The sequence below is a fragment of the Streptomyces sp. NPDC030814 genome (assembly GCF_055572155.1).
Genome location: NZ_JBVIDX010000010.1, coordinates 273,661 through 293,713 on the forward strand (window position 1 = coordinate 273,661; position 20,053 = coordinate 293,713).

17 protein-coding genes are annotated in these 20,053 nt (G+C 72.2%); 8 read left to right on the plus strand and 9 right to left on the minus strand.

Translation table 11 applies throughout. The annotated features are described in order from the left end of the window. Positions 1-24: 24 nt before the first annotated feature. Positions 25-1,194, minus strand: coding sequence for an acyl-CoA dehydrogenase family protein (locus tag ACZ43N_RS22850; protein ID WP_468099872.1), 1,170 nt, complete (start codon positions 1,192-1,194; stop codon positions 25-27). A 75-nt stretch (positions 1,195-1,269) separates the two neighbouring features. Continuing rightward, the gene (locus ACZ43N_RS22855) at positions 1,270-2,871 is read right to left on the minus strand and encodes an MFS transporter (protein ID WP_468099874.1); all 1,602 of its coding nucleotides are present in this window, start codon (positions 2,869-2,871) and stop codon (positions 1,270-1,272) included. A gap of 321 nt (positions 2,872-3,192) precedes the next feature. Between ACZ43N_RS22855 and ACZ43N_RS22860 the strand changes: the two genes are divergently transcribed. Together ACZ43N_RS22860 and ACZ43N_RS22865 are read left to right on the plus strand one after the other, a co-directional pair. Continuing rightward, on the plus strand, positions 3,193-4,422 hold the full coding sequence (locus tag ACZ43N_RS22860; RefSeq protein ID WP_468099876.1) for a hypothetical protein: 1,230 nt from the start codon (positions 3,193-3,195) through the stop codon (positions 4,420-4,422). Positions 4,423-4,660: 238 nt separating this feature from the next. Continuing rightward, positions 4,661-5,686, plus strand: a complete 1,026-nt coding sequence (locus ACZ43N_RS22865) for a phosphatase PAP2 family protein (RefSeq protein WP_468099877.1) — start codon at positions 4,661-4,663, stop codon at positions 5,684-5,686. A 105-nt stretch (positions 5,687-5,791) separates the two neighbouring features. Here the strand turns inward: ACZ43N_RS22865 and ACZ43N_RS22870 are convergent, their stop codons facing one another. After that, on the minus strand, positions 5,792-6,007 hold the full coding sequence (locus tag ACZ43N_RS22870) for an I78 family peptidase inhibitor (RefSeq protein ID WP_468099878.1): 216 nt from the start codon (positions 6,005-6,007) through the stop codon (positions 5,792-5,794). A 378-nt stretch (positions 6,008-6,385) separates the two neighbouring features. On the opposite strand from ACZ43N_RS22870, the gene ctaD reads away from it, so the two are divergent. Then, positions 6,386-8,119: an aa3-type cytochrome oxidase subunit I gene (gene ctaD, locus ACZ43N_RS22875; RefSeq protein ID WP_468099879.1), complete on the plus strand. Its 1,734-nt coding sequence runs from the start codon at positions 6,386-6,388 to the stop codon at positions 8,117-8,119. Here ctaD and ACZ43N_RS22880 read toward each other — a convergent pair. From ACZ43N_RS22880 to ACZ43N_RS22900, 5 genes are all read right to left on the minus strand, one after another. Continuing rightward, positions 8,028-9,038, minus strand: coding sequence for a helix-turn-helix transcriptional regulator (locus ACZ43N_RS22880; protein ID WP_468099881.1), 1,011 nt, complete (start codon positions 9,036-9,038; stop codon positions 8,028-8,030). The genes ctaD and ACZ43N_RS22880 overlap by 92 nt on opposite strands. Positions 9,039-9,101: 63 nt before the next feature. Then, positions 9,102-9,932 carry a hypothetical protein gene (locus ACZ43N_RS22885; RefSeq protein WP_468099882.1) on the minus strand — a complete coding sequence of 277 codons (831 nt, stop codon included), beginning with the start codon at positions 9,930-9,932 and terminating at the stop codon, positions 9,102-9,104. Beyond that, entirely contained in the window at positions 9,929-11,191 is a 1,263-nt protein-coding gene (locus tag ACZ43N_RS22890; RefSeq protein ID WP_468099883.1) for a glycosyltransferase family 4 protein, read from the minus strand. Before ACZ43N_RS22890 ends, ACZ43N_RS22885 begins: the two co-directional genes overlap by 4 nt. Before the next feature lie 172 nt (positions 11,192-11,363). Next, positions 11,364-12,662, minus strand: a complete 1,299-nt coding sequence (locus ACZ43N_RS22895) for an ABC transporter substrate-binding protein (protein ID WP_468099884.1) — start codon at positions 12,660-12,662, stop codon at positions 11,364-11,366. Then, positions 12,637-13,215: an MTB12 C-terminal domain-containing protein gene (locus ACZ43N_RS22900; protein ID WP_468099957.1), complete on the minus strand. Its 579-nt coding sequence runs from the start codon at positions 13,213-13,215 to the stop codon at positions 12,637-12,639. Before ACZ43N_RS22900 ends, ACZ43N_RS22895 begins: the two co-directional genes overlap by 26 nt. A 129-nt stretch (positions 13,216-13,344) precedes the next feature. Here ACZ43N_RS22900 and ACZ43N_RS22905 point away from each other — a divergent pair, with 129 nt between their 5' ends. Genes ACZ43N_RS22905 through ACZ43N_RS22915 form a run of 3 tightly spaced genes read left to right on the plus strand, consistent with a single transcriptional unit; the run spans position 13,345 to position 17,311 of the window. Next, on the plus strand, positions 13,345-13,839 hold the full coding sequence (locus ACZ43N_RS22905; RefSeq protein ID WP_468099886.1) for a hypothetical protein: 495 nt from the start codon (positions 13,345-13,347) through the stop codon (positions 13,837-13,839). Continuing rightward, positions 13,839-16,676, plus strand: coding sequence for an ABC transporter permease subunit (locus ACZ43N_RS22910; RefSeq protein ID WP_468099888.1), 2,838 nt, complete (start codon positions 13,839-13,841; stop codon positions 16,674-16,676). The genes ACZ43N_RS22905 and ACZ43N_RS22910 overlap by 1 nt, the downstream gene beginning before the upstream one ends. After that, positions 16,673-17,311, plus strand: coding sequence for an ABC transporter ATP-binding protein (locus ACZ43N_RS22915; RefSeq protein WP_468099889.1), 639 nt, complete (start codon positions 16,673-16,675; stop codon positions 17,309-17,311). The genes ACZ43N_RS22910 and ACZ43N_RS22915 overlap by 4 nt, the downstream gene beginning before the upstream one ends. A 75-nt stretch (positions 17,312-17,386) precedes the next feature. Here ACZ43N_RS22915 and ACZ43N_RS22920 read toward each other — a convergent pair whose 3' ends face one another. Next, on the minus strand, positions 17,387-18,100 hold the full coding sequence (locus ACZ43N_RS22920; protein ID WP_468099890.1) for a transglycosylase family protein: 714 nt from the start codon (positions 18,098-18,100) through the stop codon (positions 17,387-17,389). A gap of 538 nt (positions 18,101-18,638) precedes the next feature. Between ACZ43N_RS22920 and ACZ43N_RS22925 the strand changes: the two genes are divergently transcribed. Beyond that, complete coding sequence (locus ACZ43N_RS22925) at positions 18,639-19,424, plus strand: hypothetical protein (protein WP_468099891.1); 786 nt, start codon at positions 18,639-18,641, stop codon at positions 19,422-19,424. Positions 19,425-19,651: 227 nt separating this feature from the next. After that, positions 19,652-20,002, plus strand: a complete 351-nt coding sequence (locus ACZ43N_RS22930; RefSeq protein ID WP_468099893.1) for a hypothetical protein — start codon at positions 19,652-19,654, stop codon at positions 20,000-20,002. The last annotated feature ends 51 nt before the right edge of the window (positions 20,003-20,053 follow it).

Consider the following 20,053-nt stretch of genomic DNA (forward strand, 5'->3'; position numbering starts at 1 on the left):
CACCGCCCCGCCTTCCGGTGCCCGTCATCGGAAGGCGTCGAGTCCGGTGAGCGCCTTGCCCAGCACGAGCTGGTGCATCTCGACGGTGCCCTCGTAGGTGAGCACGGACTCCAGGTTCGTCGCGTGCCGCATCACCGGGTACTCCAGCGAAATCCCGTTCGCACCGAGGATCGTGCGGGCGGTACGGCAGATCTCGATCGCCTCGCGCACGTTGTTCAGCTTGCCGAAACTGATCTGCTCGGGACGGAGTCGTCCCGCGTCCATCCGCCGCCCGAGATGGTGGGCGAGCAGAATCCCCTTGTGCAACTCGACCGCCATGTCGGCGAGTTTGGCCTGTGTGAGCTGGAAGCCGCCGATCGGCTTCCCGAACTGCTCGCGTGTCCTGGCGTAGTCGAGGGCGGCCTCGAAACTGGCCCGCGCCGCCCCCATCGAGCCCCACACGATCCCGTAGCGGGCGTGGGACAGACAACTGAGCGGCCCCTTGAGCCCCTTGACCTCCGGCAGTACGGCATCCGCGGGCAACCGGACGTCGTCGAGAACGAGTTCACTGGTGACGGAGGCCCGCAGGGACCACTTGTGCTTGATCTCCGGTGCCGAGAACCCGGCGACGTCCGTCGGTACGGCGAACCCCCGGACGCCCTCGTCGGTCTGCGCCCACACGACGGCGACGCCGGCGACGGACCCGTTCGTGATCCACATCTTGCGCCCGTTCAGGACCCAGTCCGTGCCGTCCCGCTTGGCGTACGACCGCATGGAGGCCGGGTCGGACCCGTGATCGGGCTCGGTCAGACCGAAGCACCCGATGACCTCGCCGGCCGCCATCCGCGGCAGCCACGTCTCCTTCTGCTCCGCGCTGCCGAACCGATGGATGGCATACATGGCGAGGGAGCCCTGCACGGAGACGAGCGACCGGATCCCGGAGTCCGCGGCCTCCAGCTCCAGACAGGCCAGCCCGTACTGCACGGCGCTCGCCCCGGCGCACCCATACCCGTCGAGCGACATGCCCAGTGCCCCGATCGCCCCCAGCTCCCGGGCGAGCTCGCGGATCTCCGGCAGCTCACCCCGCTCGTACCAGTCGGCGACGTACGGCAGCACCCGCTCCGCGGCCCAGCTCCGCACGGTGTCCCGTACGGCCAGATCTTCCGGCTCGAGCAGATCATCGATACCGAGGGGATCAGCGGGATCGAACCTCATGGAGCAACCTCCGGCTCACTAAAACTAGCGACGCTAAGATTACCCACATGCTCCGGCTGCGGGCAGGCCGACGGCTCAGCGCACCGACTCCGCCCGCACGGGCGCCGACGTGGCCTCTCTCGGTCCAGGGATTTCCGCCCCGCACTCCATCGCCCGCGGCAGACGCAACGCCATGACCGCGCCCAGCATCAACAGCCCCGCGCTCACCAGCAACGTCACATGCAGACCGTGCACGAACGAGTCGCGGGCCGCATGCCGCAGCGCCTCCCCGGAAGGCCCGCCCAACCGCCCGGCGACCTCGTACGCCTCCCCCAGTGAATGCCCCGCCGCGGCGGACGCCGACGAGGGCACCCCCGCCACCGACGACAACCCGGGCGCGTACGCCGCGTTCATCACGCTGCCGAGAAGGGCGATGCCGATGCCCGCGCCCAGCTGGTAGGAGGTCTCACCGATCGCGGCCGCCCCGCCGGCGGACGACGCGGGCGCCTCGCTCAGCATCGACTCGTACGCGCCGAAGAGGGTCGTCTCCAGGCCGAAGCCCAGCAGGACGAACCCGGCGAGCAGCAGCGCCGCGTTGTCGTGCCGGCCCATCGCCGTGAGCAGCACGACCGCGACGGCGGTGAGGCAGAAGCCCAGGGACACCATGCGGCGCGGCCCGAAGCGGTGCAGCAGATGGGAGCCGACGAGCCCGGCCGCCATCGCGGCGACGGTCAGCGGCAGCAGCCGCAGCCCGGTCTGCAACGGGGACAGCCCGAGGACCAGTTGCAGATACTGCGCGGCGATCAGTTCGAGGCCCACCAGCGCGAGCATGGCAAGGACGATGCAGCCGACGGACGTGCTGAACGCGGGCCGCGCGAACATCCGCAGGTCGACCAGCGGATGCGTCCGGCGCCGCTGCCTGCGCACGAACGCGGCCAGCAGCACACCGCCCACCAGCAGCGCCACGGCGGTCCCCGGGTCGAACGGCGGGTGCCCGCCGCCGAGCCGCTTGATGCCGAGGACGACGCCGAAGAGCCCGACGGCGGCCATCAGCGCGCCCACGACGTCCCACGGCCCGTCGCGGTCGCCCGTGGACTCCGGCAGCAACAGACGCCCGACGGGCAGGCTGACCAGCATCAGCGGGATGTTGACCAGGAAGACCGAGCCCCACCAGAAGTGCTCCAGCAGGAACCCGCCGAGCAGCGGGCCGACGGCAGCGCCGACCGCGGCGACGGCGCTCCACACGCCGATGGCGAGGGCCCGCTCCCGCCGGTCGGGGAACACCTGGCGCAGGATCGACAGCGTCGCGGGCATGATCATCGCGCCGCCGACGCCGAGCAGCGCGCGGGCCGCGATCAGGACCTGTGGGTTGCCGGCGAAGGCGGCGAGTGCGGAGGCGACGCCGAAGAGGGCGTAGCCGAGGAGGAGGACCCGTCTGCGGCCGACGCGGTCACCGAGCGTGCCGAAGAGGATCAGCAGCGAGGCGCAGACGAGCGGGTAGACGTCGACGATCCAGAGCAGTTCAATGGCGCCGGGCTTGATGTCCTCGGTGACGGCGGGCACCGCCACGTGCAGAACGGTGGCGTCCACCGCGACGAGCAGCAGGCTGACGCAGAGAACGACGAGGACGACCCATCGGTTTGCACCGGCCCCGGCCTCCCGACGGCATCGCGCAGCGGCCGTGGGCGTCCCGGACATGTACGTACCTCCCAGATGCTCTCGCGTTCGGCGGACCGCGGGGCGGGGACTCCCCGGCGGCTACGGCCCGGGGAGCGGCGTCCCGGACCCGCGCAACGAAAGGCGAGTGAGCCGTCAGGGTACGCGAGTTCCGGCCGGTGAAGCGTGGTGGGTGTCTCATGGAGGGCCTCTGCGGTGTGTGGCGTACGACACCCCTTCGGCCGTCCACGGGTTCTCCACGGCTCCTCCATCACCCGTCCGTGGGTCGTCCGTCACGGTCCATCACCGACCATCACGTCCGGGCCTCCCGGCCGGTTCCGGGCTCCGCCGATAATCGAGCGCGTGACCGATCTTGCTACGCGCCCGGCGCCGCCCCTCCTCCGGCGGGCTGCCCCCGCACTCCTCGGGTACGCCGCCGTGCGCTCTCTGGGGGTCCTGGTGCTCGCCCTGTGGAGCGCGGGGCGCGACAAGAGCGCGCTGACGCTGCTCTCGGCCCGCTGGGACGCGCTCTGGTACACGAGGGTGGCCGAGCTCGGTTACGGCTACGAGGTACGCCTGCCGAACGGCGACGTCCACTCGAACCTGGCCTTCTTCCCGCTGCTGCCGTGGCTGGAGCGGGCGGTGTCTGCGATGACGCCGCTGTCGTACGCGCACGCCGGTCTGGCGGTCGGCACCCTGGCCTCGCTGGGCGCGGCCTGGGGGATCTTCGCCGTGGTCGACCATGTGCACGGTCGGCGGGCGGGGGTGTGCGCGGTGCTGCTGTGGGCGGTGCTGCCGGTGGGGATCGTGCAGTCGATGGCGTACACGGAGGCGCTGTTCACGGCGCTGGCCGCCTGGTCCCTGTACGCCGTTCTGACCGGTCGCTGGGTGGTGGCGGGCGTCCTGGCCTCCCTCGCGGGCCTCACCCGGCCGGTAGGGCTGGCGGTGGCCGCGGCGGTGTGGGCGGGGGCGATCGCGTCGTACGTCCGGGAACGGCGGCACGACCCGGCGACCGCTCTCGCGCACACCGGCGCCCCGGAGCCCGCTCCCCCGTTCGTGGAGAGCAGGAGCACGGAAGGGCCAGGGAGCGCTCAGCGGTGGCCGCGCGCCCTCGGCATGCTCATCGCTCCCATGGGGGCCGCCGGTTACGTTCTGTGGGTAGGTCGGCACACCGGCAGGGGACCGCTCGGGTATCTCGACGTCCAGGCGGGTTGGCGCAATGGGTTCGACGGGGGCTACGCCTTCGCCCGGTTCATCGCCGAAAAGTTCACGTCGTTCCCCTCTGCCCTGGCGGGGGTCGGGCTGATCGCCGCGGTGGCGGCGGCGGTCTGGCTGTACGTGATCTGCGTCCGGCAGGGCCAGCCGCTGCCACTGCTGGTCTACGCGGGGGTCGTGACCGCACTGGCCCTGTGCGCGTCGAGTTACTTCGGCTCGAAACCGCGGCTGTTGATGCCCGCCTTCCCGCTGCTCCTGCCACTCGCCCTCGCCCTGGCCCGGGCGCGGACACCCAGGTCGGCGGCGGTACTCGCGGGCGTGGCGGCCGCGTCGGCGGTCTACGGGGCCTTCTGGCTGAATGGTTCCGGTCCGCCCTGACGGGCTCGGTGCGGCGGGGAGCGGCCGGATAATACGACGCGAGCGCACGGTGAACGAATTCAAAAGGGCCGCAAAACGACGGCTTCACATTCGGCCATGGAATTGAAGGCTGAACAGCCCATCCATTCAACGTTCAGCAGAAATAAGCATCAATCTGAGAGCAATCCCACATCACGGCGTCATCACAAACCCGGTGATTCACGCCGCGTCGGAGCTCACTCGCTGTAACGTCGATTGAGTGCGTACCGAACTAAAGCCGACCCGTCTGGACCGGGTCTTCTCCAGGCTGGACCGTGAGCCTGAACGACCGGCCCACATCGACGTGCCGGTGATGACATGGCACCGCGTGGTGCTGTTCTCGTCCACCCTCGCCTTCTACGTGGCCATCGTGTGGGCCGTGGTCGTCACCTCGTGGCTCGTGCGGCTCGACTGGCAGATCATGTTCTTCCGGCCCTACCAGCAGTGGCCGGAGATCCACGCCTTCCTCGACTACTACGTGGTCCTGGGCCAGCGGGGCCCCACCGCCGTGATGGTGGCGGCCTGGCTGGGCTGGCGCTCCTGGAGACAGCACACCCTGCGGCCGCTGCTCGCGCTCGGCGTCTCGCTGCTGCTGCTGAACGTCACGGTCGGCGCCGCCAAGCTCGGCATGGGCCGCCTCGGCCCGCACTACGCGACCGAGATCGGCTCCAACGAGATGTGGCTGGGCGGCGACATATTTCCTTCGGGCCACACCGCGAACGCCGTGGTGACCTGGGGCATCCTGGCCTATCTGGCGTCGACGCCGCGGGCCAGGCGCTGGCTGTCCGCGCTGTCCGCCGTGACCTCGCTCGGCGTCGGCCTCACCACCGTCTACCTGGGCACGCACTGGCTCAGCGATGTCCTGCTGGGCTGGGCCGCGGGTCTGCTGATCCTGCTGGCGCTGCCCTGGTTCGAGCCGCTGATCGCCCGCGCCGAGGCCTGGATCCTCTCGCTGCGGGACACCTGGCGCGACCGTCGTACGACGGCTCCCGCACCGGTACCGGCGCCGACGCCCGTGGGCACGAGCACGCTGCGGACACCCGGCGAGGAGCCCGCGAGCGTCCACGACACCGGGATCGCGGCCCGCGCCGCCCATGCCCCGATCGTGCCGCTGCACCTGCCCTCCTCACCCCACCTGACCAGGTCGGAGCGGACGCCGGTCACCCCGATCGGCCAGCGCCGGCCACCCCACGGGGACCGTATGACGCGGGGAACCACCCCGGCCCGGCCGGTCGCGGGCGGCTGACACGAGACAGCGGGGCCGGTACGCACACTCCACGCCCCGCACCGCGAAGGCCCGGCTCACCACGAGCCGGGCCTTCGCCCGTCCTGCCTCCGGCCACGACCGGGCTCAGCCCTTCCAGGCGCGCTTCACCCGGCCGTCCTCGATCTCCAGATTGAGCCGGCCAAAGCGGTACTCCATGGTGATGATCGCCCCCGGGGGCAGCTTTCTGACGGTGGACCAGCCGTGTTCCAGAGCGCGTCGCTCGGCGCTCGGCGCCTCCAGTCCGACGTAGGCGTCGGGGTTGTCCCGGGGCTCTTCGGGAGAGTGCGGAATCGGTGCCATGACCGCCACGTTAGGCGGCCGAAGGGCGCGCTGTCCTCCCGCAGTCACGCTTCTGTCACAGAACCACGACACGCGTTTCGGCCCAACTTCGTCACACGTACGAGCGGTTCCATCGGCCTTACCCGCGCTGGCGGACGCAATTCCCGAGCGCTTCGGCACCATCTCGAATAGCCCGTCGGAAAGCATGTCCGGGGCCGTGTGTCCGGTGCATGTCCGGCCTTTTCCCACCGATTCCCGGACGGCTCCGGGAAGCGGGGACCTCATGGGAAATACACGGTTCCCGCACACTTCCCCCGTACGCCCCCTGTCGGAGCGCCCGGGGCGCGAGCATCATGGCGTGCATCACGGGCCCGGGACGCGGCAGCGAAGGGGCGAGCGATGGGGACCGAGACCGTACCGGCGTCGGCACGACCCGTACGGAAGGGCAAGCGGCCGGGTCGGCTGGTGGTCGACTGGCTGACCACCACGGACCACAAGAAGATCGGCCACCTCTACCTGGTCACGTCGTTCCTGTTCTTCCTGGCCGCCGGTCTGATGGCCCTGGTGATGCGGGCCGAGCTGGCCCGGCCGGGCCTGCAGATCGTGGACAACTACCAGTTCAACCAGTTGTTCACGCTGCACGGCACGATCATGCTGCTGCTCTTCGCGACCCCGACCTTCGCGGGGTTCGCCAACGAGATCATGCCGCTGCAGATCGGCGCGCCCGACGTCGCCTTCCCCCGGCTGAACATGCTGTCGTACTGGCTGTTCCTCTTCGGCGGGCTGATCGTGACGGCGTCGCTGCTGGTGCCCTCCGGTCCCGCCGCGTTCGGCTGGTTCGCCTACGCGCCGCTGAACAGTCTGGAGCGGTCACCGGGCATCGGGGCCGACATGTGGATCATGGGGCTGGCCCTTGCCGGGTTCGGCACCATCCTGGGCGCCGTGAACTTCCTGACCACGATCATCGGGATGCGCGCCCCCGGCATGACGATGTTCCGGATGCCGATCTTCACCTGGAACACGCTCTTCACGTCGATCCTGATCCTGATGGCGTTCCCGGTGCTGGCGGCGGCGCTGCTCTGTCTGGAGGCCGACCGGCGGTTCGGCGCGCAGATCTTCGACTCGGCGAACGGCGGTGCGCTGCTGTGGCAGCACCTGTTCTGGTTCTTCGGGCATCCCGAGGTCTACATCATCGCGCTCCCGTTCTTCGGGATCATCACGGAGATCATCCCGGTCTTCAGCCGGAAGCCGATCTTCGGCTATCTCACCCTGGTCGCCGCGACGATGGCGATCACCGGACTGTCGGTGGTGGTGTGGGCGCACCACATGTTCGCCACGGGCGCGGTGCTGCTGCCGTTCTTCTCGTTCATGAGCTTCCTCATCGCCGTGCCGACGGGGGTGAAGTTCTTCAACTGGACGGGGACGATGCTGAAGGGCTCACTGTCGTTCGAGACGCCGATGCTGTGGGCGACCGGCTTCCTGGTGTCGTTCCTCTTCGGCGGTCTGACGGGGGTGATCCTGGCCTCGCCGCCGCTGGACTTCCATGTCACGGACTCCTACTTCGTGGTGGCGCACTTCCACTACGTGGTGTTCGGCACGGTCGTCTTCGCGACGTTCGCCGGGCTGTTCTTCTGGTGGCCCAAGTTCACCGGCAAGATGCTGGACGAGCGGCTCGGCAAGATCCAGTTCTGGACGCTCTTCGTCGGGTTCCACACCACGTTCCTGGTGCAGCACTGGCTGGGGGCGGAGGGCATGCCGCGCCGGTACGCGGACTATCTGGCGGCCGACGGCTTCACCGCCCTCAACACGGTCTCGACCATCGGCGCCTTCCTGCTGGGCCTGTCGACACTGCCGTTCCTCTACAACGTCTGGAAGACCTCCCGGTACGGCGTGCCGGTCCACGTCGACGACCCGTGGGGCTTCGGCCGGTCACTGGAGTGGGCGACCTCATGCCCGCCGCCTCGGCACAACTTCGTGACGCTGCCCCGGGTCCGCTCCGAGGCCCCGGCGTTCGACCTGCACCATCCGAGGTTCGCCGCGATCACGCCGCCCCAGACCCGGAAGGGCCAGGAGCGGACGCCGCATCCGCGCTTCGGTCAAGAGCGGCCGTCAGACGGTCGCGGAGGATCCTGATCGTCTCGGTCAGCTCCGCCGGTTCCACGACCTCGAACTCGATGCCGGTCATCATCACGTGAATGGCCATCACATCGAGATTCGCCGCCCCGGTGCTCAGCAGACAGCTGTCGTCGTCGCAGGGCTCCAGGGTGCCCGCGGCGGGCGAGAGCCGTGCGGCGACCTCCTCGGCGGGCGCGAGCAGCCGGACGACGGCGTGGGCGGAGTAGGCGCGCCGGGAGATCCCTTCGGACACGTACGCGGCGAGGTCGGCGGCCGGGGCCTCGCGGGGGGTGAAGCGGGGCCCGTGCGGCGGCTTGGGCGTGACGCGGTCGACGCGGAAGGTGCGCCAGTCGGCGCGGTCGACGTCCCAGGCGACCAGGTACCAGCGGCGCTCGGTGCACACGAGACGATGCGGCTCGACCGTACGGCGGGTGGTGGCGCCGCCGTGGTCGCGGTACTCGAAGCGCAGGCGCTCGGCGTCCCGGCAGGCGTTCGCGAGGTCGGTGAGGACCGCCGGGTCGACGGCGGAGGGCTGGGGGCCGCGCAGCAGCGGCACGGTGAAGGCGTTGAGGGCGCCGATCCGGCGGCGCAGCCGGCTCGGCAGCACCTGTTCGAGCTTGGCGAGGGCGCGGACCGAGGACTCGCCGATGCCCTCCACGCCCTGGCCCGCGGCCGTGCGCAGCCCGACGGCGACGGCGACCGCCTCGTCGTCGTCCAGCAGCAGCGGCGGCAGTTGGGCGCCGGCGCCGAGCTGGTAGCCGCCGCCGGTGCCGGGGCTGGCGTTGACCGGGTAGCCGAGTTCGCGCAGCCGGTCCACGTCCCGGCGGACCGTGCGGGGGGTGACCCCGAGGCGGTCGGCCAGCTCCGAGCCGGACCATTCGCGGTGGGCCTGCAGGAGCGAGAGCAACCGCAGCAGACGTGCCGATGTCTCCAACATGGGGCGAGTGTGCCAGGGGTCGAGGACAGCTACTGTCCTCGACCCCTCCTGGCCCTGCGCCGCTCAGTCCACCGCGGTGACCGTGACCGACAGATCGTTGTCGACGGTGTAGTAGGGGGTGGCCTCCACGGGGCCGTGCTCGGACTCGACGCGGACCGTGGGGTACACGTAGACCAGCTTCTTGTCGACGACGTCGTCGAGCAGTCGCGCGATCCGCACCCGGGGTCCGGTCTCGCCCCCGGGGCGCAACCACAGGTCCCAGATGCCCGGCCGCAGGGCGCCGTACGCCACGGTGCACCCGAAGCCGCTTTCGGCCGGGGCGACTTCGGCCCGGACGGGCGGTGACGTCCCTTGCCGGTCGGCGACTTCGACGTACGCGTCCGGGGTGATCCCGGTCCCGTAGATCCTGGCGTTCACGGTCAGCTCGCCGTCGCCTATGTGGAGTGCGCCAGCCTCGGCGTGCGGGGAGCGCTCCCAGCTGCGGACGGAGAGGTTGCCGTTCTTGGTGGCGTAGGGGATGCGGACCACGACCCGCTCGGCGGTGGTGGTGGGGGCCCTGTCGAGGAGGGAGCGCAGGTCGTTCAGGCCGGGGGCGAGCCGGCGCGGTTTCGCGCCCGTCACCTGTATGTAGGCGTCCCAGCGGCCCTCGGGCAGGTCCACGCTGCCGGGCAGTGCCGCCCTGAGGCGATCGCCGCCGGCCGGGGTGAGGGGCAGACGCACCTCCCCCTCGCCGCCCCGGCGCCGCAGGAGCAGTTGGGCGGGGTCGGGCCCGCCCTCGTCGGTGATGTCGAAGGTCAGGCCGCCCGCGAAGTCGGCGACGCAGTCGGTGTGCGGGTTCGCGGGGGTCTCCTCCTCGTCGCGGATGCTCGTGGGGCGGCGGGCCGGCGTCGTCATGCGGCGCGCCCCTTCCTGAGAGCCGCCCGTCCGGCATCGCGAACGGCGTACGCACCGCCGAGCAGCGCGCCACGGGTGCGGTGCAGTGAGCCGCGCACCCGGGCCGCCCGTGAGGTCCCGCCACGCGCCATCAGGCCGGTGAAGAGCGCCTCGTGGCGTTCGGCGATCCGGGCCGGGTCGAAGCGCTCGGAGTCCTTGAGTGCCGCGTGCGCCATCTGCTGCCGCTTGGCGTCGTCGTTGATGAGTTCGAGAAGGCCGTCGGCGATGGCATCGATGTCGCCGACCTTCACCAGACGGCCGTCGACACCGTCCTCGATGATCTCGCCGGGGCCGTGCGGGCAGTCGGTGGAGACCACGGGCAGACCGCAGCGCATGGCCTCCACGATCGTCATCCCGAAGGACTCCAGGCTGGAGGTGACGGCGGCGATGGAGCCCTTGGCCCACTCGGGCTCGATGGGGTGGGCGGGGCCCATCAGATAGACGTGGTTGTAGAGGCCCAACTGGTCGATGAGGGAGCGGAGTCCGTCCTTCTGCCTGCCGCTGCCGTAGATCCGCAGCCGCCAGTCGGGCCGCTCCTCGCGCACCTTGTCGAAGGCCCTCACCAGCAGGTCGTAGCGCTTGACGGGCGCGAGCCGCCCGGCGGCGACGACCCACTTGCCGCTGCCGTCGGCCGGGTCGACGCCGGGCGCGGGCACCGGGTTGGGCACGGCCTCCAGCCGGACTCCGGGCAGTCGCATCTTCGTGCCGTACGCGCGCGCGTCGGCCTCGGTGGTCGTGGTGAACCCGTCGAGCCGGGGGTAGACGCCGCGCAGGGTGGCGCGCAGGGCCGGGGAGTGGCTGTCCAGGGTGAGGTGCTCCTGGCCGACGCGGACCGGGCCGCGGCGGGTCTGACGGGCCACGTGCACGTTCAGGCCCGGCCGGGTGCCGACGACGACGTCGGCGTCGGCCGAGCCGAGGTGCTCGGCGATGCGGCGGTCGGTCAGGGCGCTGTACTGCTCGTAGCGGCCCTCGGCGCGCGGGAAGACCTTGGCGGGGCGCCCCAGATCGGCGTGGCCCTTGTCGGCGCCGTCGTCGCGGATGTCGACGAGGGCGCGCAGCCGGACTCTCGGGTCGTGCCGGAAGACCGGTTCGTCACGGTGGCGGAAGACGGAGACGATCTCGACGTCGTGTTGCTCGGCCAGGGTGTTCGCGAGGTTGTACGTCGTGCGGATCGTTCCCCCGATCCCGTATGCGTTGTGTATCAGGAAAGAGATGTGCATGCGTCCCCCGGAGCCCTTTTCTTCCTGGTCAGACAGTGTTTGGCAGTGCTGGTCCACCGCCATACCGTTAGACCCGGCTTCGTTGGGGATGGTTGGGCTTCCTCATCAACTTGTCATGGAACGGTTGCGCGATCGGTAACCGGATCAGGGAACTCTTAGGGGCTGGATGCCATCAGGGTCGGTAGGGCAACTGCGGTACCCGGAAGCAGTTCTGGTCCATGTCCCCCTGAGTCACCCATCCCCGGGCGTCCTGCCAGCGGGCGACCGACAGGCAGGTCCTGCGGGTGCTCGGCGGCTGTGCGAGCCGCTCGAAGCGGACGGGGAGAAGCAGTCCGTCGGCGGTGTAGGGCTCGTCGCGGTTCATGAACCGGTCGACGCACGCGCGCGTGACGCCCTCCTCGGTGCCGGCGCACGAGCGCGCCGCGTCCGTGAACCACATCGCGGCCGCCCAGCCCTCCACCTGCCACTGGGAGTGCGTCTTCAGCCCTTCGGTGGCGTCCCTGAACTCCCGCACGGCCGCCTGGCCGGTGTCCTCGTAGTTGCGGCTGGAGCCGGTGGCCCACAGGGCGTTGCGGCAGCGCGGCGCGTCGGCGTAGTCCTCGGCGATGGTGGAGGTCCAGTTCTGCACGTTGGTGACCTTGGCCGTCACGTCGGCACCCACGTCGTCCATCGCCGCGCAGAGTCGGGCGTTGCCATGGCTGTCGATGGCGTCGAAGACCAGGTCGACGCCCCGCTCCTCGATGTCGGCGGCGGCCGCACGGAAGTTGGGCAGCGCGAAGTCGACCTGCTCGGTGACGACCTCGTACCCCTCGGCCTCCAGGCCGTCGACGATCAGCCGGGCGTACGCGGCCGATGCGGCCTGGTTGTACGACACCACGGCAGCGGTACGGGCGCCGTGTTCGCGTGTGAAGTAGCGGTAGACCTCGGTGCCGCCGTACTGCTTCCCGTCCCAGCCGATGGTCCCGTTCCGGGGTGCGAGGCTGCCGTAGATGCCGTAGAGGTGCGGGTAGGTGTCGTAGGCCGGGCCGATGGGCTGGCCGCCGATGTCGGGCACGCGCGCGCGGGCGACGCGCGGGGCGCCCGCGTAGTCGAGGGCGGTGGTGGCGACCAGGGCGACCACCCGGTCCTTCTCGACGAGCTCGTGGACGCACTCGTTGTTGCCGACGCCGCTGCCGCCGTCGTCGCACTCGCGCACCTCGACCCGGCGGCCGTCGATGCCGCCGCGCGCGTTCAGGGCGTCGAACCAGGCCTTCGCCCCGTCCCGCGGCCCGGTGAAGGCGTCGCCGCCGACGGGGCTGGTGGCGCTGGTGATGATGCCGACGCGGATCGGGCCGCCGGCCCGCCCGGTGGCCGGGGGCGTGGTGGGCCGGTCCTCGAAGTCGCTCTCCGGGAGGCGGCTGCCGCAGGCCGCGGTCAGCAGCAGGAGCAGGGCCGCGGCGACCGTCTCAGCAGCCCGGGACCGGCGACGCACCGCTCAGCCCCACCAGCCCGCACAGTGTCCTGACGGAGACCTTCCAGGTGCCGTCCTGTTCGACGGCCGTGCCCGCGGAGTCCGGCAGGACCGTGGCGCCCTTCATCAGGAGCGAGTACGTCACGTCCGCGTCGGTCGCCGAGGTGAACTCGACCTTGGTGACCTCCGCCTCGACCTGCTGTCCGCGTTCGTCGCCGCTGAAGGCGTCCAGGACCGGCCCCATCCGCTCGCCGTTCTCCAGGACGGCCTGCCGTTCCGCCTTGGAGCTGGTGGGGTCGAAGAACGTCGCCCAGTTCCGCCGGATCTCCTTCTCGGCCGCCGCCGCGTCCGCGGGGCCGCTCGCGCTCGGGCCGTCCGGCTCGCCCGTGGTCTTCTCCACCGAGGGGGTGGGCGGTGTCGCCTCGCCGCTCCCGCCGCTGTCGTCGCTGCACGCCGCGAGGGCCGGCCCGAGGAAGAGGGCCAGCGCGGCTGCCAGCGCCGTGGGCCTCCCCCTCACTCGGAGGCCGCGGCCCCGTCGTACGTTCCCCCGCCTGAGGTCGCTCCCGAGAACCATCTGGCTCACCACCGGGTGTCGGTCCGGGCGGTAGGCGCCCGGTTCTTTCAGGGTCAGCTCGCACAAGGCATAGTGCAACTCCATCGGCAGATCTGAGAACCCGTCAGACACGACGTGTGGGAGCCCCGGATGCGGACACCCCGACCACCGACCGCGCACCCCGTCCTCTGGGCCGGCTGGGCCGCGCTCGCCGGCGGCGCGGTGCTCTGTGTCGTCGGCTGGTACGGCGTCTCCGGCGAGCGCTTCGCCGAACGTCAGCTGCCCTACCTCGCCTCCTGCACGGTCCCCGGCGCCGCCCTGATCGTCGCGGGCGCGGTCCTGCTCGCCCACGGCCGGAACGCCCTCGCCGCGACGCGGATCGAGGAGTTGTACGGCCTCCTGGTCGCCACCGAACCCGCCGACGCCGACGCGCCCGGGCGGGCGGCGGCCGCACCCCTCGCCACCAGCGACGAACTGCTCCGCGTGCCCGGCGGCACCCTCTGGCACCGTGCGGACTGCCCGTTGGTCGCAGGCAAGGCGGACGCGGTGCCCGTGGACCCCGAGGCACTGTCCGACGGCGGGTTGCGGCCGTGCCCCGTCTGCGAGGCCCCCGGGGGAGACCGGGCCGTGCCCCCGGAGGCCTGATGGCGTCGCTGACGTACGACCTCACGCTGGCCGGTCTGTCGGTCGGCAGCGCGGCCGCCCTGACCGGCGTCGGTCTCGTCGTGACCTACCGGACCACCGGTGTGCTGAACTTCGCGCACGGGGCGATCGCCATGGTCTGCGCGTATCTGCTCCGCCAGTTCACCGTCGAGTGGCACTGGCCCCTGTGGCCGGCCGCCGTGGTGACCCTCCTGGTGGTGGCCCCCGCGATCGGTCTCGCCCTGGAGCGTTTCGTCTTCCGCCCGCTCGCGGTGCTCGGCGGCGACCCGGCGCAGACCCTCGTGGCCTCCATCGGCGTGTTCGTGCTCCTCGTCGGCGGGGCCGTGCTGCTGTGGGGGCAGGGGGCGCGGGCCGACGCACCGACGCTGGTGGCTGCGGACCCGTGGGGGCAGCTGGCGGTGGCCGTGGCGGTCGCGGCGGTGGTGGGCGCGGTACTGCGCTCTCGGGGACGCCCCCGGACCTCGCGGCGCCGGACGCGCTTCGGGCGGGAGCTGAGGGCGGTGGTGGACGACCGGTCCCTGGCCGTCCTGGCCGGTATCGACGCGGACCGGGTCGCCGCCGCGGGCTGGGCCTTCGGCTCGTTCACGGCAGGGCTGACGGGCGTCCTGCTCGCCCCCTACGTACGCCTCGACCCGTACGGCATGCCGCTGCTGGTGATGGAGGTGCTCGCCGTGGCGGTCGCCGCCCGGATGCGCAGCCTGCCGGTGGCCGTCCTGGTGGCGCTGGGCATCGGCGTCGCCCAGAGCCAGCTGACCCGGTTCCATCCGTCGGGCCGGGCGGAGCCCCTGATCCAGGCGGTGGGCGCCAACCTCTTCGTCGTGGCCCTCCTGGTCGCGGCCCTGGTCCTGCCCGGCGTCGGTACCCGCGACGCCCTGCCGCGGCCGGCGACCGCACGGGTCCGGACCCCCGCCGGGGCCTGGATCGTGGCGGTGCTCCTCTTCCTGATCCCGCTCGGCTTCGCAGGCCGTGACCTGCACACCTCCGTCCAGGTCCCGGCACTGGGCGTGATCCTGCTCTCCCTCGTCGTGGTGACGGGCCGCGGCGGACAGATCTCCCTCGGGCAGGCGGCGTACGCGGGCCTCGGCGCCCTGTTCACGGCGTTGCTCGCGGCGGGCCGCTTCCCGTTCCTGCCGTCCCTGCCGGAGCCGGCCGCCCTGCTGGTGGCCGTCCTGCTGGTGGCCCCGCTGGGCCTGCTCACCGGCTGGCCCGCCATCGGCCGCCACGGCCTGGCCCTGGCGCTGGCGACCTTCGCGGTCGGTGTCGGAGTGAGCCGCTTCGTCTTCGCCCAGCCGTACGCGACGTCCGGCCTGGCCCTGAACCGCCCGGCGGGCCTCGAAGGCGACCGCGCGTACTACGTCCTGGAGCTGGGCCTCCTGGCCTGCGCGCTCCTCGCCACGCACGCGCTGCGCCGGGGGCGCACCGGCCGGGCCCTCGCCGCCATGCGGGACGACGAGGCCGGGGCCGCGGCGGCGGGCGTCCCCGTCCCCTCCCTCAAACTGGCCGCCTTCGTCACGGGCGCCGCCCTGGCCGCACTCGGCGGCGGCATGCTCGCCATGGGCGTCCGCGCCTTCGACCCCGCCGCCTACGACCCCGTCCGAGGCCTCCTCTGGTTCGCCGCGGTCGTCGTCCTCGGCGCCGACAGCGCCCTCGGCGCGCTCGTGGCCGCCGCCCTGCTCGTCGGGCTGGACGCGGGCACCCGGGGCGGCGTCGCCGCGGCGGTGGTCGGCGTGCTGGCCGTCCTCATCGGCCGCTTCCCGGGCGGCCCGTACGAGGCGGCCCGCGAGGCCCTCGCCCGCCTGCGCCCGGAGCGGAGCCCCACGCCGACAGCGCTGGGGGCACGCGTCAGGGACAGGCTGCGGGCCGGGGCCCGGACGGTGGCGGCCGAGCGGCGCCCGGGGACCGCCGCACCGGGCAGCGGGGCCACAGCGGTGAGAGCGCGCACGGAGGCGGCCCGCCCGGCACCCCACGGCCCCGAACCACTTGAGCCGACCGGCCGCGTGGGCCGGCCCGACGGCTCGGCGGCCGCGGCCGGGCACACCGGCCCCGGGTGGACGCCCCGCACGGCCGAAGACACGCGCCCACGACCCGCACCCCCTCCCCCTCGCCCGGTGCCCGCCCCGTCCCTGCGAGCCCGTGGCCTGCGCGTCAGCTACGGCGGTCTCACCGCGCTGGACGGCGTCGACGTCGATGTCCTGCCGGGGCGGATCAGTGCCGTCGTGGGGCCCAACGGGGCCGGCAAGAGCACGCTCTTCCACTGTCTTGCCGGGACGGTACGGCCGAGCCGGGGACAGGTGCGGCTCGGCGAGCGGGACGTCACGCGGTCGCCCGCGCACACCCGGACCCGGCTCGGCGTCGCGCGGACGTTCCAGCAGCTGGCCGTCTTCCCGTCCCTGACGGTGGCCGAGAACGTGCGGGTGGGCGCCGAACAGGGGCGGATCACCGATCCCGGGGCCGTGGAGCGTACGTTGCGGCTGCTCGGGCTGGACGGACCGGTGCGCTCGCTCCCGGCCGCCGGACTGCCGACCGGCACCCTGCGCCGGGTCGAACTGGCGCGGGCGCTCGCCGGGTCCCCCCGTGTGCTGCTGCTCGACGAACCCGCCGCCGGACTCGACACCGACGAGGTCGCCGCCCTCGCCCGCGTTCTGCGCGCCCTCGCCGACGACGGCACGGCCCTGCTGGTCGTCGAGCACGACCTGGACCTCGTCGCCGGCCTGGCGGACGTCGTGCACCTCATGGCGGAGGGCCGGATCGTCACCTCGGGCCCGGCCGACCAGGTCCTGCACGCCCTCGGCCCCATCGACCCGGCGGCCGGGCGATGACCCTCCTCTCGCTCCGGAACGCCCGCGTCCGCTACGGCCCCCTGGAGGCCCTCCACGGCCTCACGCTCGCCGCGCCGGGCCCCGGCCTCACCGTCCTGCTGGGCCGCAACGGCTCCGGCCGTACGACCGTGCTGCGGGCCCTCGCGGGCACGGTCCCGCTCTCCCACGGCGCCGTGGTGTGGGACGGCACCGACATCACCCGGCTGCCGGCGCACGAGCGGGCCCGACGGGGCCTCGTCCTCGTTCCCGAGCGGCGGGCGGTCTTCGGCTCGCTCACCGTGCGCGAGAACCTCGAACTCGCCGCGCCGGACCCCGCCTCCGCCCTCGATGCCTACCCGCAGCTCGAACCCCTGCTCCCCCGCCGGGCCGGCACCCTCTCCGGCGGTGAGCAGCGCATCCTCGCACTGGCCCGGGCCCTTCTGACAGGCGCGCGTGTCGTTCTCGTCGACGAACCCGCCCAGGGCATGTCACCGGCGGTCGCGGCCCGGACGTACGCCCTGCTGAGCGCTCTGGACGCCTGTGTGGTCGTCGCCGAGCAGCGCCTGCCTGCGCTACTGCGGGAGGCGTCACCGCTTGTCTACGGACTGCGGCGCGGCACGGTGGCGTTCTGCGGCGAGGCCGCAGAACTGCCCTGATCGCGCGGGAAGGGCGCGGGTCCCGCCCGGGCGGCGCACCGGACGGGACCCGCGGGTACGGAGCGGGGAGGACGCTCAGAGGTCGAGGCGCTGACCGGGGACGATCAGGTCGGGGCTGTCCCCGATGACGGCCTTGTTGGCGGCGTAGATCTTGCGCCAGGTGGTGCCCTGCCGGGCGGCGATGCCGCTCAGGGTGTCGCCCTGGCGCACGGTGTAGTCGCCTCGGGAGGCGCTGCGGTCCGGGTGGCCGGTGGAGCGCGACGGCGTCGTCGACGGGGCGCTCCGGGGAGCCTTGGCGGAATTTCCGGTCTCACCGCCCCGCGGGGTGGACTTGGTACGCGTCGAGCCGTTCGAGGGCGCGGCGGGCGCGCTGCCGTACGCTCCGGCGCGCGCGGCGCAGATGGGCCAGGCGCCCCAGCCCTGGGCGCGCTGGACCTTCGTGGCGACAGCGATCTGCTGGGCCTTGGACGCCTTGTCGGCGGTGGGCGCGTAGGCCGTGCCCCCGTAAGCGCGCCAGGTCGTGGCGGCGAACTGGAGTCCGCCGTAGTAGCCGTTGCCGGTGTTGATGCGCCAGTCGCCACCGCTCTCGCACTTGGCGATGCGGTCCCACACTCCGCTGTCGGCCGCGGCGGCGTTGCCTGCGGCGGCGAGCAGTCCCAGCGGGGCGAGCAGCGCGGCTCCGGCGAGGATCGCCGTCGTACGTGTGCTGCGGGCGTCCCGCGCCTTCGCCCTACGGGCGTTCTGCGTGGTGCGAGTGTTCTCGCGTGCGTTGTCGGCACATGCGGACATGTAGTTCCCTCTCGAAGGACTCGGGGTCCCCCAAGGCGGGGCGCGACCCGCGTCGCACAGGACGCGGGGACGCGCTCAGCCCCGTCCGCCGGCGGGTGGTGCGGTCGAGCTGGCTGTGGTGCGGTCGGCGGACGTACCCGAGCGGTGCTCGTTGCACACGGCCGGGAATCTATGGAGCTTGACGGCTTGTCAGCAAGCAATCACTTGTCCTGCGAGGCCAGTTCATCGTTACCGCCAGTAGCGGCAATTTCCGGCCACCCAATTCATTCCCTGATTTCCGGATTTGTCGGCCAGAGGCCTCGATGATCTGTGAGCCACTTCACCACGGCAAGTACCAGGGTAATTCGTCGAGTTGACAGGGAGTGACCGATTCCGCCGGCGGACTCACCCTGCGCGCCGGATGGTTCGATTCCATTCGTCGTCGAGCGTGACTCCGGCCACAGATCACCCGTTGTCTCCTTCATGAGCCGGAAACTCCGCGCTCACGGGCCGGGCGCCACCCGCCACCCGACACGCACCGCATCCCGAGGAGCCACCCGTGCCGCGCATGCTCGAGGTCAGCGACGAGGTACGCGCCGAGATCGGCGACGAAGAAGCCGACCGGCTGCTCGCCGGAGAGAACGCCCCCGGCGGCTACGACTGCACGTCCTGCCGTACCCCGGGTGACTCCGAGCAGGAGCGCACCAGCACCGTCCTGTTCGTCGGTGACGAGACGGCCGTACTCGCCTTCGCCCACGCCACCTGCCTGCCCTCCCAGGTCGTCCAGGTCACCGAGGAGCAACTGCGGGGCGCCGCGCGTTCGATCGCCGGGTCGCCCGCGCCGCAGGCCGCACCCAAGCAGGCCCCGCCCAAGCAGGCCGTGCTCGGCGTCACCAGCGGACTGATCCTGCTCAGCGGCGAGTTGCACCCCGCGCTGGTCGTCGAGCCGACCGCGCCCATCACCCGGCCGGGCACGACCGGCGCCGGTGACGACTTCCTGCCGCTGCTGATCGAGCAGGGCTTCATGCCGCTCCCCCAGATCGACTCCGTCCCGCCCGTGCTGCACGGCTGGTCCGTCCTGCTCGCGATGGGCCAGCTGCACGCCATCCTGCAGCCGAGCCCGGTCGGCGGCAGTCCGGTCGCCTGGTGGCAGGCGCACCAGGCGCTCCAGGTCGCCGACAGCTGGCGCGCGGCGGCGAACAAGCACCAGCAGGTGCTGATGTTCGCCGCCCCGGTGGGATCGATCGGGCGGCAGCCGCGCGAAGACCTGCTGCGAGAGGCCCTCGACAGGGCCGCGGGGAACGGGAAGTTGGTGGCCGGGACGCTGCCGCTGGCCGGCACCTGACGGTCGGCCGGGGTGCGTTCGCGGGCTCGCGCCGTAGGGGATTCCGCGGTCGGTCGGCCGCGGGTCGTCCGTGGTGGTCACGCCGTTCGCCGCGTTCCCCAAGGGCGGGACGCCGGGTCGGAGGCCGAATGGTGTACGCCCCGCATCCCTTGCGCGGTGGGGTCGTTGGCACAGACGTGCACGCATTTGAGGTTCCCCGCCGCCAGCCCTATTCGTCGATCCCGTCCATGCGGCCGACACAGGACGCTTCGAGCGGCCCATCGACGACACCGATCTACGACACGCTCTATGCGGAGTGGGTCAGGGCCTACCGGGCCCTGCCGGGCGACCGGCACGGCGAGGAGGAGCTGAGGTTCACCGGGTTCGGAAACCTTCAGCACGGGTCGGGCGGTCAGCGCACGGGTTCGTACGGTGCCCGGCACTCGGCCGGGCACCTCGCGACCCAGCGCGACAGCCAGTCCGGGCAGACCACCACGACGACCACCGTCTGGCAGGCGGTCGGACGGGTCCCCACCGGGCACACGGGAATGCACCACATCCCGTCCCCGCTGCCGCCCAACCCGCGCCGGGGTGTCTGAACCGGGGACTCCGGGCGGCGCGGACACAGAAGGAGGGCGGCTCCCCGGGTC